This window comes from Pseudomonas iridis (genome assembly GCF_017980685.1).
GTDB classification, from domain to species: Bacteria; Pseudomonadota; Gammaproteobacteria; order Pseudomonadales; family Pseudomonadaceae; genus Aquipseudomonas; species Aquipseudomonas iridis.
The window spans coordinates 85,750-101,929 of the sequence record NZ_JACXXO010000010.1 but is presented as its reverse complement, the minus strand read 5'-3'; the positions used below and the strand labels follow the sequence as shown (position 1 = coordinate 101,929).

Annotated in this window: 14 protein-coding genes and 1 pseudogene; 7 read left to right on the top strand and 8 right to left on the bottom strand. The window is 58.3% G+C overall.

The features are described 5' to 3' along the window. The first annotated feature begins 25 nt into the window (after positions 1-25). Positions 26-628, top strand: a complete 603-nt coding sequence (locus tag IEQ42_RS17495; protein WP_042560502.1) for a Yip1 family protein — start codon at positions 26-28, stop codon at positions 626-628. Between the two features lie 148 nt (positions 629-776). After that, positions 777-1,271 (top strand): SprT family zinc-dependent metalloprotease, encoded by a 495-nt coding sequence (locus tag IEQ42_RS17490; RefSeq protein ID WP_115146199.1) that lies wholly within the window; start codon positions 777-779, stop codon positions 1,269-1,271. Between the two features lie 134 nt (positions 1,272-1,405). Here IEQ42_RS17490 and IEQ42_RS17485 read toward each other — a convergent pair whose 3' ends face one another. Further along, a complete protein-coding gene (locus IEQ42_RS17485) occupies positions 1,406-2,587 on the bottom strand; it encodes a CaiB/BaiF CoA transferase family protein (protein WP_210704303.1) in 1,182 nt (393 codons plus the stop codon). Between the two features lie 144 nt (positions 2,588-2,731). Continuing rightward, positions 2,732-4,066 (bottom strand): dicarboxylate/amino acid:cation symporter, encoded by a 1,335-nt coding sequence (locus IEQ42_RS17480; protein ID WP_115146197.1) that lies wholly within the window; start codon positions 4,064-4,066, stop codon positions 2,732-2,734. A gap of 349 nt (positions 4,067-4,415) precedes the next feature. Between IEQ42_RS17480 and IEQ42_RS17475 the strand changes: the two genes are divergently transcribed. Continuing rightward, positions 4,416-5,414: an AraC family transcriptional regulator gene (locus IEQ42_RS17475; protein WP_210704302.1), complete on the top strand. Its 999-nt coding sequence runs from the start codon at positions 4,416-4,418 to the stop codon at positions 5,412-5,414. A gap of 220 nt (positions 5,415-5,634) precedes the next feature. On the opposite strand, the gene IEQ42_RS17470 is transcribed toward IEQ42_RS17475, so the two are convergent. Next, the gene (locus IEQ42_RS17470; protein ID WP_210704301.1) at positions 5,635-6,093 is read right to left on the bottom strand and encodes a hypothetical protein; all 459 of its coding nucleotides are present in this window, start codon (positions 6,091-6,093) and stop codon (positions 5,635-5,637) included. Positions 6,094-6,314: 221 nt separating this feature from the next. On the opposite strand from IEQ42_RS17470, the pseudogene IEQ42_RS27770 reads away from it, so the two are divergent. Both IEQ42_RS27770 and IEQ42_RS17460 read left to right on the top strand, forming a co-directional pair. Beyond that, positions 6,315-6,407, top strand: a pseudogene (locus tag IEQ42_RS27770) (hypothetical protein); the annotation flags it as partial. A gap of 299 nt (positions 6,408-6,706) precedes the next feature. Beyond that, positions 6,707-7,771, top strand: a complete 1,065-nt coding sequence (locus IEQ42_RS17460) for a S8 family peptidase (RefSeq protein WP_210704299.1) — start codon at positions 6,707-6,709, stop codon at positions 7,769-7,771. Positions 7,772-8,347: 576 nt separating this feature from the next. Here the strand turns inward: IEQ42_RS17460 and IEQ42_RS17455 are convergent. From IEQ42_RS17455 to IEQ42_RS17445, 3 genes are all read right to left on the bottom strand, one after another. Then, on the bottom strand, positions 8,348-9,694 hold the full coding sequence (locus tag IEQ42_RS17455; protein ID WP_210704297.1) for an ATP-binding protein: 1,347 nt from the start codon (positions 9,692-9,694) through the stop codon (positions 8,348-8,350). Continuing rightward, complete coding sequence (locus tag IEQ42_RS17450; protein ID WP_042560510.1) at positions 9,691-10,368, bottom strand: response regulator transcription factor; 678 nt, start codon at positions 10,366-10,368, stop codon at positions 9,691-9,693. Before IEQ42_RS17450 ends, IEQ42_RS17455 begins: the two co-directional genes overlap by 4 nt. Positions 10,369-10,519: 151 nt before the next feature. Further along, positions 10,520-11,125 (bottom strand): hypothetical protein, encoded by a 606-nt coding sequence (locus tag IEQ42_RS17445; RefSeq protein WP_210704295.1) that lies wholly within the window; start codon positions 11,123-11,125, stop codon positions 10,520-10,522. A gap of 140 nt (positions 11,126-11,265) precedes the next feature. Here IEQ42_RS17445 and IEQ42_RS17440 point away from each other — a divergent pair, with 140 nt between their 5' ends. Beyond that, positions 11,266-12,057 carry a dienelactone hydrolase family protein gene (locus IEQ42_RS17440; RefSeq protein ID WP_210704293.1) on the top strand — a complete coding sequence of 264 codons (792 nt, stop codon included), beginning with the start codon at positions 11,266-11,268 and terminating at the stop codon, positions 12,055-12,057. Positions 12,058-12,206: 149 nt separating this feature from the next. After that, complete coding sequence (locus tag IEQ42_RS17435; RefSeq protein WP_210704291.1) at positions 12,207-12,932, top strand: 4'-phosphopantetheinyl transferase family protein; 726 nt, start codon at positions 12,207-12,209, stop codon at positions 12,930-12,932. Positions 12,933-13,134: 202 nt separating this feature from the next. On the opposite strand, the gene IEQ42_RS17430 is transcribed toward IEQ42_RS17435, so the two are convergent. Together IEQ42_RS17430 and IEQ42_RS17425 are read right to left on the bottom strand one after the other, a co-directional pair. After that, positions 13,135-14,745 (bottom strand): ATP-binding protein, encoded by a 1,611-nt coding sequence (locus IEQ42_RS17430; protein ID WP_210704289.1) that lies wholly within the window; start codon positions 14,743-14,745, stop codon positions 13,135-13,137. Beyond that, positions 14,742-15,464, bottom strand: coding sequence for a response regulator (locus IEQ42_RS17425; RefSeq protein ID WP_150597780.1), 723 nt, complete (start codon positions 15,462-15,464; stop codon positions 14,742-14,744). Before IEQ42_RS17425 ends, IEQ42_RS17430 begins: the two co-directional genes overlap by 4 nt. Positions 15,465-16,180 lie beyond the last annotated feature (716 nt).

The window sequence follows — 16,180 nt, the reverse complement described above, 5'->3', positions numbered from 1 at the left end:
GGCAATAACAAGAGGAGTGAATGGCATGATCCATCACGTAGTGGGACTTTTTACCCACCCCGATCAGGAATGGAAGGAAATCCGTGGCGACCAAGAGGAAAGCATCAGCCACATGTACCTGACGCACACGCTGATTCTGGCGGCGATCCCCGCTGTCTCGGCGTTTATCGGCACCACCCAGGTTGGCTGGGTCATTGGTAATCGCGCGCCGGTCATGCTCACCGTAGAAAGTGCGGCGTGGATGACGGTCATGTCATACCTGGCGATGCTCGGCGGGGTCGCGGTCATGGGTGCCTTTGTGCACTGGATGGCCCGCACTTATGACGCCAACCCCAGCCTGGCGCGTTGCGTGGCGTTTGCCACCTACACCGCGACGCCGCTGTTTGTCGGCGGGCTGGCGGCGCTGTATCCGCATATGTGGCTAGGCATGATCGTTGGTACGGCGGCCATCTGCTACACGGTGTACCTGTTGTACGTGGGGCTACCGACGTTCATGAATATTCCGTCGGACGAAGGTTTTCTGTTTTCCAGCTCGGTATTGGCGGTGGGTCTGGTGGTGCTGGTAGCCATCATGGCGTTCACCGTGATTGTCTGGGGACTGGGCGTAGGCCCCGTCTATACCAACTGACGCAATGACTCTCCGAGAAAAACAAGATCTGCCAATACAGGCCGCCGCAAGGCGGCCTTCTCGTGTGGAGGATGACCATTCGGCGGTTCGGCGATTCGCAACGCTTGAGGGTTACGGCATACTTGACGCCTCTGGAGATCCATCAAGCATGCCCGAGCAACTCAATACTCGCGTCGAAGACTGTTACCAACTCGCTGAATCCTTTTTCAAACGTCATTTCCAACGCCCCGTGGTGAGTCTCAAGCTGCGCGGACAAAAAGCCGGGGTCGCGCATCTGCACGAGAACCTGCTGCGCTTCAACCCTCAGCTCTACCGGGAAAACGCCGAACACTTCCTCAAGCAAACCGTGGCTCACGAAGTTGCGCACCTGATCGCCCATCAGCTGTTCGGCGACCGCATCCAGCCCCACGGCGAAGAGTGGCAACTGATCATGCGCGGCGTTTACGAACTGCCGCCGGATCGCTGCCACACTTATGCAGTCAAACGCCGCAGCGTGACCCGCTACATCTACAAATGCCCATGTGCGGAAAGTGATTTTCCGTTTTCGGCGCAGCGCCATAGCCTGGTGCGGCAAGGGCGGCGGTATCTGTGCCGCAGATGCCGCAACACTTTGGTGTTCAGCGGTGAGATGCGGGTTGAATAGTCAGTGTTGTGTTGCCCTGACTGACCCCATCACTGGCAAGCCAGCTCCCACAGTGTTCGAGGTATCCACAGATTCTGTGTACAACTCCGAAACCTGTGGGAGCTGGCTTGCCAGCGATGAAGCCAGAACAGGCACTAAAGAATGACTTTGGCCCGGCGCAGCTCTTCAATTTTCGAAGGACTCAACCCCAACTCTCCCAACACCTCATCCGTATGCTGCCCCAACACCGCCCCGACATGCCGTGGCGCCGGCAACCCTTGGGAAAACTTCAGCGGGCATGCCATTTGCGCCTGCGTCGAGCCATCCCCGCGCGGCACTTGCGTCACCAGCTCCCGCGCCTGTAATTGCGGATGCTCGGTTGCTTCGCCGAGATTCAACACCGGCTCGACACACGCATCGATCCCGGCAAACAACTCGCACAGCTCGGCAAAGTCATGCTTTTCAAACTCGACCTTCAAGGCTTCCTTGAGCGCTCGCTGATGCTCGGGCTTGGGCGACAAGCCCTGCGCCGCCAATTCCGGCCGCCCCAGTGCCGCGCACAATGGCTGCATGAATGCCGGCTCCAGACTGCCCACCGACATCCAGCGGCCATCCCGTGAACGGTAATAATCATAAAAACTGCCGCCATTGAGCATCTGGTCTTCCCAACCCGGCTCTGCACCACAGGCGAGAAAACCGGCACCGGCCATGGCATTCAGGCTGAATGCACAATCGGTCATGCTCACGTCCAGATGCGTGCCCAGCCCGGTTTGCTGACGGGCGATCACCGCAGCAAGCAGACCAATCACCCCGTGCAGCGAACCACCCGCGATATCCGCAACCTGCATGCCCAACGGCAACGGCCCGCTGTCGGCGCGGCCGGTGTAACTGGCAAGGCCGGCCAGCGCCAGGTAGTTGATGTCATGCCCGGCGCGATCCTTGTACGGGCCGGTCTGGCCGTAACCGGTGATCGACACGTAAATCAGCTTCGGGTTGATCGCCTTCAGGGCCTCGTACCCCAGGCCCAGACGCTCCATCACGCCGGGGCGAAACTGCTCGAGGACGATGTCGTAATCGGCCAGCAACTGCTTGACCAGCTCCAGCGCTTCGGGCTGTTTCAGGTCGAGTGCGAGACTGCGCTTGTTGCGGTTCAGATAAGCGTGACTGGCCGACAGACCCTGATCATGCGGCGGCAAGACTCGCAGCAGATCCATGCGCGTCGGCGATTCGATGCGCAACACCTCGGCGCCCATGTCCGCCAGCAACAGCGAAGCAAACGGCCCCGGCAGCAGCGTCGAGAAATCGAGAATTTTCAATGAGGCCAGCGGTGCGGACATGGGCGAACTCCTTGGACGATGCCTTCAGCCTAGGCAGCGATGGCCGGTACAGCAATCACCGTAAGTGTCACCAGCCGTGACCGTTACGCTCAAATTGCGGGCATGAAAAAACCCGCCGAAGCGGGTTTTTCCTACAAGCAATGCTTACTTCACATTGACCGGGGTTGGGCCTTCAGCCACACCCAGGTCGTCTTCTTCACGCTGGTCGGAGATACCGCGACCGCCCGAGGCCAGCTCGGATTGCAGCACGTCGGTGTCCAGCTCTTTCACCCACTTGGCGACAACGATGGTCGCAACCGCGTTACCAACAAGGTTGGTCAGTGCGCGAGCTTCCGACATGAAACGGTCGATACCCAGGATCAGCGCCAGACCGGCCACCGGCAGGTGACCTACCGCCGACAGCGTAGCCGCCAGCACGATGAAGCCCGAACCGGTCACACCCGCCGCACCTTTGGAGGACAACAGCAGCACCAGCAACAGAGTGATCTGGTGGGTGATGTCCATGTGGGTGTCGGTCGCCTGAGCAATGAACACCGCAGCCATGGTCAGGTAGATCGAAGTACCGTCGAGGTTGAACGAGTAACCGGTCGGGATCACCAGACCGACTACCGATTTCTTCGCACCCAGACGCTCCATCTTGATCAGCATGCGTGGCAGTGCCGATTCGGAGGACGAAGTGCCCAGTACGATCAGCAGCTCTTCGCGGATGTAGCGAATCAGTTTCAACACACTGAAACCGTGCGCGCGGCAGATCCCACCCAACACCACCAACACAAACAGCACGCAGGTGATATAGAAGCAGATCATCAACTGGCCCAGTTGCACCAGCGAGCCGACACCGTAAGCACCGATGGTGAAAGCCATGGCACCGAACGCACCGAGCGGCGCCAGTTTCATGATCATGTTGATGATGTTGAACATCACGTGAGCGAAGCGATCAATCATGTCCAGCAGCGGACGACCATACGAACCCAGACGATGCAGGGCGTAGCCGAAGATCACCGAGAACATCAGCACTTGCAGGATATCGCCTGTGGCAAACGCGCCGACGATGGTGTTCGGGATCACGTTGAGCAGGAAACCGACGATGCTCTGGTCTTTACTGGCCGTCACATAGGTGGCGATTTTCGAGGCATCCAGAGTGGTCACGTCGATGTGCATGCCGGCGCCCGGCTGCACGACGTTGACGACGATCAGGCCGATCAGCAAGGCAATGGTGGAAACGACTTCAAAATACAGCAGCGCGTAGCCGCCGGTCTTGCCCACCGATTTCATGTTCTGCATGCCAGCGATGCCGCTGACAACGGTACAGAAGATGATCGGGGCGATGACCATTTTGATCAGTTTAATGAACCCGTCACCCAGCGGTTTGAGGGCCACACCGGTTTGCGGATAGAAGTGACCGAGCAGAATGCCGATAGCGATGGCAACGATCACCTGGAAATACAGGGATTTGTAAATTGGCTGACGAGTCGTCATTGCAAGTTTCCTCAAGAGTCCCGCGTGGCAGCATCCATCTGTTGACCGCGACACCTGAATTGCGAACCCTCCTGCACTGGAGGGATTTGTTGTTGGAACGGCACTTTGCGCACAGGCTCAATGCACGTTTCTATCGCTCATATCGCAAACGTCGTGCCACTTTGGTGCAGATGGCTACAAGCCTTTTGATATCAGGGGTTACAGGTTTTTATGGTCACAACTCGGTTACTCGAAGGTGGCGGATATCCGCCAACTCGCCGGTTCTCGTCCTACAATTTGGCGGAAATCCGCCTTGTCCGCCTGCCACCCCCCGGCTACCATCCGACGCCTGAGGAAGGATCTGCCGCTTATGCGCGAACGCACCGTTGCCAGTCATTTCGCCCGTGCCGCACTGGGTGGCGCACGCCGCCTGGGGTTCGATTACTCGGATCTGCTGTTGCAACTGGGGATCAGCCCCGAACTGCTTGACGAGCCCCGTGCGCGCATCGCCCCGGAACAGTTCACCCGCCTGATCCAGAGCCTGTGGCTGGCACTGGACGACGAATACCTGGGCTTCGGCAAGGCCGCGAGCAAACCCGGCAGCTTCGCCATGATGTGCCACGCCTCGATTCACTGCCGCAACCTGGAGAAGGCCCTGCAACGCGGCCTGCTGTTTTACAGCCTGTTCCCCGACGCACCGCGCCTGACCCTGAGTCGCGAGGACGAATGGGTGCGCCTGAGCCTCGACGATTCGCAATTGTGGGACCCGGATCACTTCCTCAGCGAAAGCCTGCTGGTGATCTGGCATCGTCTCGGCAGTTGGCTGATCGGCCAGCGAATCCGCCTGGAGCAGGCGACATTCAGCTATGCGAAACCTGCGCACGGCGCCGAATACGACCTGCTGTTCCCCTGCCCCTTGGTGTTTTCAGCAGGTCGAAGCAGCCTGCTGTTCCACAGCCGCTACCTGCCCATGCCGTTGTTGCAGGATGAACGCACCCTCAAACACTTCCTCGAACGCTCCCCCGCTGATTTGCTGTCACGCCCCGACGACGGCGACAGCCTGAGCAGCCGCCTGCGCCGCTTGCTCAGCCGCGACAGCACACGCTGGCCGGATCTCGACGCCGTGGCCGCGCATCTGCACATCAGTCCGCAAACCCTGCGCCGGCATTTGCGGGAGGAAGGCACCAGTTTTCAAGAGTTGAAGGATCAGCTGCGGCGGGATATCGCCATCTACCATTTGGGCCGCGCGGATCTGTCGTTGCAACAGATCGCTGAACAGCTGGGTTTTTCCGAGCCGTCGGCGTTTCATCGGGCGTTCAAGAAGTGGACTGGGCTGACGCCGGGGGCGTATCGGGCGCAGGAGTTGTGAGACGCTCGCCTGACCAAAAAACCCAATCATTAATTACCTGAGGCGAGAAACCGAAGATTGTTTCGTTGCCACGGATCTTGCCCGCCGTTAATTGTGAGCTTGTTACCCCATGAAGCATGGTCGACTTGCATGGGATTAATAGCGACCTCATAACCGTGCCAGCGGTTGGTGTGCATTCATCGCTCAATGACTCGATGAATGCACATTGTATTGCGTGGCCTCAGCCTGCCAGACTATCAATATATTTTTGAGTAATCTGACGCACTCGGATTTCCCCCAACTTGACATTGGAATAACCGATTCTGCTATCGGTGTACACGTACAGCTCCAATGCTTGCTGAAGGCCTCCGGAATTTATAAATACGTGATGTTCTTTCAGGATGCCCTCCGTAGCAGCAAGGGGCATTTCAATCCGGCCGGTATCATATTGAAGCTTCACAAAGCCAGGATAGGGAGATTCATAAGTAAAGGTAACCTGGTAGGCCTTTCCCTCAGGCAAATCTACGAAGCTTTTATGAACTCTGGTGAAAGCCTGAGTACCTTGTAACGGCAGCGCTTCCAAAAAGAAAGATCCTTTGATGTTAACGATATGAACCTTGCTTTCACTCCCCTCCCACCCGTTAAAATCGAAGTTCTTGAAATCCGTAAAATCATCGAAATTATCTGTTTTGTCGTTCACTTTGAGTCCCTCATGTTTCACCACAGTGGAAATCCGGTTCTTCAAACGAGGTTCCGGTGCGGCACGATAACGTCGGACCGCCCAACTGACACCTGTAAGAACTGACAGGTTTTAATAACAATAACGACTAAAAATTCTGCCAAACCTCGAACTTCGATATAAATCAAATAGCCTTCATCGGCATTACCTTTTATTCACATAAAAAGATAATCTGACCCGTGAAACTGGATTTTTTCGAACCGGCGGCGTTTCATCGGGCGTTCAAGAAGTGGACGGGGCTGACGCCGGGGCCCTATCGCGCTCAAGAGCATTGAAAACGCTGATTGGTCTCGATGTGTAGTGAAAGCATGTCTGCAGATGTCGGTTGAACCCCTTCGTTGAAAGTGATTCAGGCAGGTCCGGTAAGTAAATCCGGGCGCTGCGCCCCCTCGCCTCAAACTTCGATACTTCAAACCGTTCCATTCGCCATCCTTTGAAACAGACGGGGCACTTTGCTTCCATGACGTTTCACCGCTTCTCACCGGTAAGGTTCCCGCTTCAAAAAAAACATCCTCCGCGACATTTGCACAGGCCAGAAAGCCTGCCGTGCACGGAGCCTTATCAAGGAACGATCATGCTTCAAATAGCCAATATCTCAATCATCCCCGCGCTTGCGCTGCCGCTGCTGTTAACCGGATGCCTGACAAACCCCGTACAACCCGCTATCGATCCGACGCCGTTCGAGACCCCGGAATATCAAGCCCAGAAAGGCTTGGCGATTATTCATGCTTCATCTCTATATGCCCGTGGCGGCACCGGTCAGGGCGTGGCCGTCGCACTGATCGACTCGGGATTGAACAGCAACGTGCCGGAATTTCAGGGACGGCTGCGTGATCCGGGGTTTGATCATGTCGAAAACCGCGTCGGCACCTTTGACCGGATCGGTCACGGCACCCAGATGGCGGGCATTCTCGCCGCCAACAAGAACGACCAGGGCATGCACGGCGTCGCGTTCAACGCACAGCTGATCCCGTTTCGTTTCGGTGACGACAATGAGCCGTTTTTCTTCGACAGCGAGATTGCCCAATCCTGGCAGGCCGGTTTCGACAAAGGCGCACTGATCCTCAATAACTCGTGGGCCAATGCCATCCCGGCGACCGAGATCAATGAAGCACGCTACAAGCAGGTCATGCCGGAGTCGCTGGCAACTGCCCGAAAATTGGTTCAGGACGGCGCGGTATTCGTCTTCCCGACCGGCAACGAGTTGAAACGAGAACCCTTGGCCGAACCTGGCTTGCCGCTCGCCCTGCCTGAACTTGAAAAAGGCTGGATCGCTGTGGTTGCACTGAAAAACGATGGCAGCGCCATCAATGCCAAGTCCAACTACTGCGGCGTGGCAGCAGCCTGGTGCATCGCCGTACCGGGCGGCGACTCAGGTGCTGACCAAGGTCTGTTGACCACCAACAAGGATGGTCAATACGTGCAGACTGCCGGCACGTCTCCCGCGGCAGCACTGGTCAGTGGCGCCATGGCAGCGCTGCAAAGTCGCTATCCCGAACTCACGCCACAACAAGTCCGCGCACACCTGCTGGCCACAGCCAACCGGACAGGCATCTACGCCAACAGTGAAGCCTACGGACAAGGACTGCTGGACCTGGAAGCCGCCTCACGCAAAGCGCCGGACTCCAGCATTGATTGATGCAGTTTTGAGGGACTGACAGAGGTGTTAGGGGGAAATACGCACCCGCGGTATATCGAACCGGGCTCGCATCCAGAAAAGCACCGCAAAGATCAGGATCAAAAGATCGCAGCCTCCGGCAGCTCCTACAGTTGAACCGAGTACACGCAAAAAACTGCCGGCTGGCAGCCCGCCATCGCTGGCAAGCCAGCTTCCACAATTTTGAACTCAATGCAAAGCGCACACCGCCCGGTCTCTGCACCACTCAACACAATGAGCGTTAGCTCGAGTGCAGCTGTTGATCTTGATCTAAAAGGCCCGTCGGCAGGCTGAGTGTAGGGGTTCATCCGGGGAAGACATCGAAAGGAGGTGCAGCGAAGCAAACCGGAATCGATGCCCCGGATGGATCCCGGAGCGAAGGAACCCCGAGCCCCAGCGAGTGGGCCGAACGTCAGGGCAAAGCCTTTTGGGTTACCTTTTCGGCGTCTGGAAAAGGTGACTCGCCGTAAGGGCGAAACCCTAAGCAGCCATAACCGCAGCAACGGATATACACCCCAACCCCAACCCCAACCCAAAAACCAAAACCCCGGTCAAAACTCAAACCGCAGGAAAGTGAATCCTGAACGCCGCCCCGCCCATCGGCGAATCGCCCAGCGCGAGTTTGGCGTTATAGCTCTCAATAATATCCTTCACCACCGCCAACCCGATCCCCTGCCCCGGATGCTGCCGATCCAGGCGCTCACCACGCTCAAGAATCCGCGCCCGCTGGTCCGGCGGCACACCCGGCCCATCATCCTCAACACACAACTCAACTCCGGTCAGGCTCTCACGCACACTGATGCGCACCTCACCCAGACAAAGCCGATAAGCGTTCTCCAGCAAATTCCCCATCATCTCCAGCAAGGCGCCCTGCTCGATCGGCACATAACAATGCTCCGGCAGATCAAACGTCACCCGCACACGCTTGTCGCGATACACCTTGTCCAACGTATCGCAAAGACTTTGCAGCACCGGACGCAACCGCACCTGATGCCGCACCAGCCCACTTTTACGCAAACTCGCCCGCTGCAGCTGATAACTGATCTGCTGACTCATGCGCTCAATCTGGCTCTGCAGAACCCAGGCCTGATCGACGTCTTTAGGCCGCTGAGCCATGTCCTCGCTGACGCCTTGCAACACCGCCAACGGCGTTTTCAGGCTGTGCGCCAAATCATCCAGTGAGTCACGATAACGGCTGCGCTGCTGACGCTCGCTCAGCAGCAAACGGTTCAGCGAGCCTGTCAGACGCAGCAGTTCACGCGGGTGTTGTTCGGTGAGACTTTCGCGGGCGCCGGTCTCGATTTCGTCGAGTTCCTGACTGAGTTGGCGCAGGGCTTTCAGGCCCCAGGTCAGGCCGATCCACAACAGAGCCAGCAACACCAGCAAGGCTGCGCCGAAGCCCAGATAGAGATTTTCGCGCAGGCCTTCGAGGGTGGTTTCGTACTCGCGCACCGGTTGCAGGGCGACGATGCTGAATGCCGCACTTTTGCCGCCGAGCAGTTTGACTTCAACGTCGTAAACGAAGAACTCCTGACCATTGGCTTCGCGTATCCGCGCGAACTCATTGCCGAGTCCGTCGTAACGCGGCTTGTAGTTGATCTGTTCTTCCTGAGTCGCTCTGGAACGCCAGACCAGGTGCCCTTCACGGTCGTAGATATAACCGAGCAAACGGAAGTCGGTGAGGTTGAAACGCTCATCGGGCAACTGCGACGGCATCATCAGTCGCCCGTTTTCAACGCGCGCAGCAGAGATCAGCGTGGTGACGTCCGAAGCCAGGCGTTGCTCGATCGAATCCTGCAAGGCAAGGCTGAATGCGCCTTGCATCGCCGGCAGCAGGGCAAGCATGAACAACACCGCCAACGTGGTGGCGGCGAGCATCAGCCGAACGCGAAGGGAACGAATCAAGTGCAGCGCTCATTGAACAGGTAACCGAGGCCACGCACGGTATCGATCGGCTTGAACCCGGCCGGGCCTTCGAGTTTGCGGCGCAAGCGGCCGACCAGCACTTCGATCACATTTGGATCGCGCTCGTCGTCGTCCGGATAGAGCTGCTCCATCAAGCGATCCTTGGGCACCACTTGCTGGTGATGGCGCATGAGGTATTCGAGGATGCGGTATTCGTAGGCGGTCAGCGCCAGCGGTTGCTCATCGAGGCTCGCCTGTTTGCGATTGAGATCAAGCAACAGCGGGCCGGCAACGATGGTCGACTGGGTGAAGCCGCTGGAACGGCGCAGCAAGGCATTCAGGCGCGCGTCGAGTTCTTCGAACTGGAACGGTTTGACCACGTAATCATCGGCGCCGGCGGCGAGGCCTTCGACCTTGTCCTGCCAGTTGCCGCGCGCGGTGAGAATCAGGATCGGAAAGGTCTTGCCGCCTGAACGCAACTGACGAATCAGGTCGAGACCGCCCATGCCCGGCAGCCCGAGATCGATCACCGCCAGGTCAAAGTTGAACTGGCCGGTCTGGTACAGCGCCTCTTCGGCATTGGCCACGGACTCAACCACGTGACCGCTCTCCGTCAGGCGGGTTTGCAGGTGATGGCGCAACAGCGCTTCATCTTCGACGACCAATAGCTTCATGACGCTCTCCCGGGCAAATCAGAAATCTCCAAAAACACACCTGTGGGAGCGAGCCCGCTCGCGAAGTCGTTGGATCAGTCAATGAAGATTGTCGACTGACACATCGCTTCGCCAGCAGGCTCGCTCCCACATTTCGCCTGGCGGCAACTCCTTAGAAAAAGTAGTTGGTCGACAAGTACGTCTGCGCGCTGCTGGTCAGGTCCAGCGAGCCTTGCTTGCTGCCACCGCGTTCGCTCATCTCGGTGCTGGCATTGCTGCGCAGGTAACGGTAACCGAGTTCCACCGACGTGTTTTGCGAAACTTGCTGCATCACACCGAACTGGCCGCCGACTGCATAGCCGATGTCGCTGTCACGGCTAAAGCCTGGGGATTCCTGAGTCAGCTTGGTCAGACCCGCCGTCGCACCGCCGAACAGTTTGGTGCTGCTGCCCACCGGGTAGAACAGATCGTAGCTGCCCAGCAGGTTTTCCTGACGCAGTTTAATGCCATTGTGCGAACCGGACACATTGTCGTAGGTGGCGTAGTAGCGACCTTGCGAGTTTTGCTGACCGAGGCGTACGCCGTAGGTGTTGTTGCCGTCGATCGCGCCAGTGGCGTTCGGGTGATCAAGGTTATCGTTCAGTGCGTGGGACTTTTTGATCTTGTCGCTCGTCTGGCCGAAAGTCAGGCCGGCGAAGTTGGAAGTGGTGTCGGCATGGGCCGCGATGCTGGCGCTCATTACGGTAAATGCCAGCAGCAGTTTGTTTAAACGAGTCATGGTATTTCCTCTTTCACAGTGCTGTTTGGGTATGGCGCAAGATTACTGACCCTCCCCTGTACCGATCCTGAACGCTCTCTGAACCTGACCTGAACCAAATCGACTAGGCTGTTTTGACCACTTATCAAAGGAGACCGACCATGCGCCTGTTCCTCGCCCTCACGTTGCTCGCTGTCAGCAGCCTCACCCAGGCTGCGATCAAGACTGAGGAAATCCCCTACCAGAGCGCCGACGGCACCAAGCTGATCGGCTACTACGCCTATGACGACGCCATCAAAGGCAAACGCCCGGGGATTGTCGTGGTGCATGAGTGGTGGGGCCTGAACGATTACGCCAAGCGCCGCGCGCGGGATCTGGCCGAACTCGGTTACAGCGCGCTGGCGATCGATATGTACGGCGAAGGCAAGAACACCGAGCACCCGAAAGATGCGATGGCGTTCATGCAGGCAGCGACCGCGGACGCGGCGGCGGCCAGCAAGCGTTTCGAAGCCGGGCTGGATTTGCTGAAGAAACAGCCGCAGACCGACGTGAACAAACTGGCGGCCATCGGTTACTGCTTTGGCGGTGCGGTGGTTTTGAACGCAGCGCGTCAGGGTGTGCCATTGGCGGGCGTGGTGAGTTTCCATGGCGCACTGGCAACCAAAACCCCGGCCACGCCTGGCAGTGTGAAAGCGAAAATCCTGGTGGAACATGGCGCGCTCGACAGCATGGTCACACCGGACAACGTCAGCACCTTCAAAGCAGAAATGGACAAGGCCGGCGCTGACTATAAATTTGTCAGCCTTGAAGGTGCCAAGCATGGCTTCAGCAATCCGGATGCTGATCGCTTGAGTCATGGCGAGCACGGTGGCCCGGATATCGGCTACAACAAGGCCGCCGATGAAAAATCCTGGGCGGACATGAAAGCGTTTTTCCAAAAAATATTTGGCTGATCAGAAAGACCGCGGCGCGGCCTTCGCGAGCAGGCTCGCTCCCACTTTGAATCTGCGTTGATCACAAATTCTCTGTGGGAGCGAGCCTGCTCGCGAAAGCCGCGCCACTGATCTCGACCTTGTCCCGACTAACCGGCAAAATGCCTGTCATGAATCCAAGTCCAGCCCTCCCCGCCTGTTGCACCCCGCTCGATGCTCACTGGCCGTTGCCGACGGTATTGCCCGACACGGTGCTGCTCAGCACCCATTTCGATCCGTCACAACTGCTTGGCAATGACTTCCAGCGCAGCGCCATCGAGCCGCCGCCGAGTATTCAGCGTTCGGTGGCCAAGCGTCAGGCGGAGTTTCTCGCGGGGCGCATCTGCGCCCGCGCAGCGTTACAGCAACTGCAAGGCAGTGGCGTGGTTCCGCCGATTGGCGAAGATCGCGCACCGGTCTGGCCGGCACACATCTGCGGCTCGATCACCCACAGCACCGGGCGGGCGGCTGCGATTGTCGCCAACAAGCAGCATTGGCGCGGTTTGGGCATGGACCTGGAAAACCTGCTCAACCGCGAACGCGCCGAGCGTCTGGCCGGAGAAATTCTGACCGCGCCGGAAATGCAGCGCATGGCTGCGGCATCGCCGGATCAAACGGCCCTGTGGGTGACACTGACGTTTTCGGTGAAAGAAAGTTTGTTCAAGGCGCTCTACCCGATCGTGCAGAAGCGCTTTTACTTTGAGCACGCCGAGGTGCTGGAGTGGACCGAGGCGGGATCCGTCCGGTTGCGCTTGTTGACCGATCTGTCGGCTGAGTGGCGCAACGGCACGGAGCTGGATGCCCAGTTCGGGGTGCAGGATGGTCAGTTGTTGAGTCTGGTCAGCATCAAGGCCTGAGATCATTGTTGCCTGATGGGGCCTCATCGCTGGCAAGCCAGCTCCCACAGTGTCGGTGATAGACACAGATATTGTGGACTCACCTCAAACCTGTGACTGAACTCATGGGCCCACCTCACACCTGTGGCTGAGTTTATGATCCCACCTCATACCTGTGGGAGCTGGCTTGCCAGCGATGGGGCCAGCTCGGCCACCTCATGACTCAGCGGCGCTCCTGATTCCTCGGCCAACTCAAACTGAAGCAAGCCCCACCCAGGCTTTTGCTTTTGCCAATGATCGCCCGGCCGTCATGCCAGTGGATGATCCGCCGCACAATCGATAACCCCAAGCCATGCCCGCCCGACGCCCGGGTGCGACTGTCGTCCAGACGTAGAAACGGCGTGAAAATCCGTTCCCACGCCACCTCCGGCACGCCCGGCCCGTCATCTTCGATGTCGATCCGACAACGCAATTGCCCGACCTGATAACTCACTGTGACCTTCGAGTGCGCGTGGCGCATCGCGTTACCCACCAGATTTTGCAGGGCGCGGTGCAGATACCGAGGCTCAGCCTCGACCCAGGCATCATCGTTGTCGGCAGCCGACAGGCACAACCCACGCTGCACCGTGACCTCGGCGCGCAACGGCGCCAGCTCTTCGATCACCTGATCAACCAACGCGTCGAGGTCAATGCGCTGAAACGTCAGCGCCGGCGAACCCTGCTCCAGCCGCGCATAGGTGAGCATTTCATCGACCAGCTTATCGAGGTCCTCAATGTCGTGATCCATGCCTTCACGGTACTTTTCCAGTGCTTGCGGGGTGGTCGCCGAGCCGATCATCTCCAGGCCGAAACGCAGGCGCGCCACCGGCGTGCGCAATTCGTGAGACACCGCGCGCACCAGTTCGCGCTGGATCGCCAGCAACTGCTGCAAGTGCTCGGCCATGCCATTGAACGCCGAGGCCAGGCGCCCGACCGAGTCGGCACCGCGCGCCGGCACGCGGGTTTCCAGGCTGCCCTTGGCGATGCGCGTGGCCGCTGCCTCGAGACCGCGCAAACGCCGCTCCAACTGACGCACCAATAGATAAACGATGAGGCCGATCAAACTCAGGCCGAGCGCGGCGATCAGCACCAGCCACTCCGGCGGGTACGGATTCATCTGATACAACGGGCCGATTTCCAGCACCCATGGCGTGCCGACCATGCCGGCAAAGACCCGGATCGAATCGCCGCCCTTGCCCAGCGCCATCACCGTATCGCCCTCGGACACGCGCCGGCTTTGGTCTTCGTCCATGTCGGCGTCATTGATCGTGACCAGCCGCAGGTCAAAACCAAAACCCTTGTCTTTCTTTATCTGCGCCAGCCGTTTCGGTTGCTCGGCCACTGGCACGCGCACCAGCTCATCAGCCAGCAGATAAATCGTCGCCCGCGCCAGTTGCTCGCTGATCTGCTGCACTTCGCCGGTGAGGACGATTTGCTCCTTGTTGCTGACCAGTCGATAAACTTTCGCCGCGTGCGGCCCGGTCTGTTCGACCAGTGCCTGCCCGCGCTGCACCCGCGCGCGCTGAGACAGATCGAGATCGGTTTCGGCAAATGTCTTCAGGGCCAGCGGAATCCCCAGCAGTCGCTCCCACACCAGCAGCGCACGATGGCGCTCGGTTTCGTTCATCGGCTGCAGGTTGTCAGCCATCAGCGAGAACGTGCCGTGGGCCAGACGCTCGCGATATTGCTCGCTGCGCACCTGATTGAGCAGGTTCAGCGCCAAGACCCCGAGCACCGCCACCAGAATCAGCGCTGCGCACATGCCGCCGTAGATGCGCAGAAAGATCGAGTTCACAGCGTCAGGTCTACGCAGGCTTCAGGGACAAACAGATAGCCTTTGCTGCGGATGGTCTTGATCAGGCGCGGGTGATCGGGGTCATCACCGATTTTCGGGCGGATGCGCGAGATACGCACATCGATCGAACGGTCCTGGCCGTCGTAACCGATGCCACGCAGCGCAGTGAAGATTTCCTCCCGCGACAGGATGCGCCCGGCGTTGGACACCAGCAGCCAAAGCAGGTCGAATTCGGCGCTGGTCAGCTCGATGCCGTTGTCGCTCAGCCAGGCCTCGCGCAAGGCGTTGTCGACCACCAGCGGACCGAATTGCAGGCGACGGCTTTTTTCCGCGCTCGGCTCGGGTGTGTCACTGCGTCGCAGCAATGCCTGAATGCGTGCCAGCAACAGTCGCGGACGCACCGGTTTGCACACGTAATCGTCGGCGCCGAGATCAAGCCCCTGGATCTGGTCGGCATCGTCGGTGCGCGCGGTCAACATCAGGATGGGCCCGTCATAACGGTCGCGCACCTTGCGGCAGATCGTCAGGCCATCTTCACCGGGGAGCATCAGATCGAGGATCACCAGATCCGGCTGCTCGGTGATGATCCGCGCCGCAGCCAGTGCGCCGTTGCCTTCGATCTCCACGCGCAATCCATTGGCTTGCAAGTAGTCCCGAGTGAGTTCGGCCAGACGTTGATCATCCTCGACTATCAATATCTGAAAGGCTTGTTGCTCCACCGGTGACCTCTGCTTGCTGTTTTTATTAATAGAAGGAAGGCGATGCCCTGCCAGGCTCGGTCCTAAATTTTTCTGAATCCTCCCGTTCATTTGTCATGTCCTGGGAGGATAAGAATGCCTGTGCATGGGCCGATTGTATAAACGGCGTACAGCCAGAACACAAGTCGGTAAATGCGTTCGGACAAGGCCAGATTTTGTGATAGGGTTCGCGCCCTTAAAAAACCGCTGAAGCGATTTTGTCGGCGGAAAAACAGTGACAAACGGTCTAGGTCAGCAGGTTCGCGGCCTACACGGGAATTCAAGGTTTCTTACACAATTTACGCACAGGTTTATCCACAGTCCGTACGTTGCAACACCCCTTAAAACGCATTATCTTGTAGCACGGCGAAAACAGAGACCCTACATGTAGGGTTTTTGCCTTAAAAGGCCAACCACATTTCAGAACTGAAACTCAAGCGATTTATGGCGAGTTTCAGCTTGAACGCAGCAAGTTTTTCGAAGACCAGACCGCACTGGCGGATGGCACCGTTTTTATAGCCCCGAACGGATAAAACGGTATGGGTGTTGCAGTCATTACTGTCATCCGAAAGGAATCCGGTTCGAGCATGTGCTCGCAACCAAAAACTTCGGCAAGGATGCGGCGTCGTAGCCTTTTTCCTACTGCTCCGAAGTTGTGAATGCCGACTCTCGTCGGTTGTAGTGCTTCGGGACAGAAC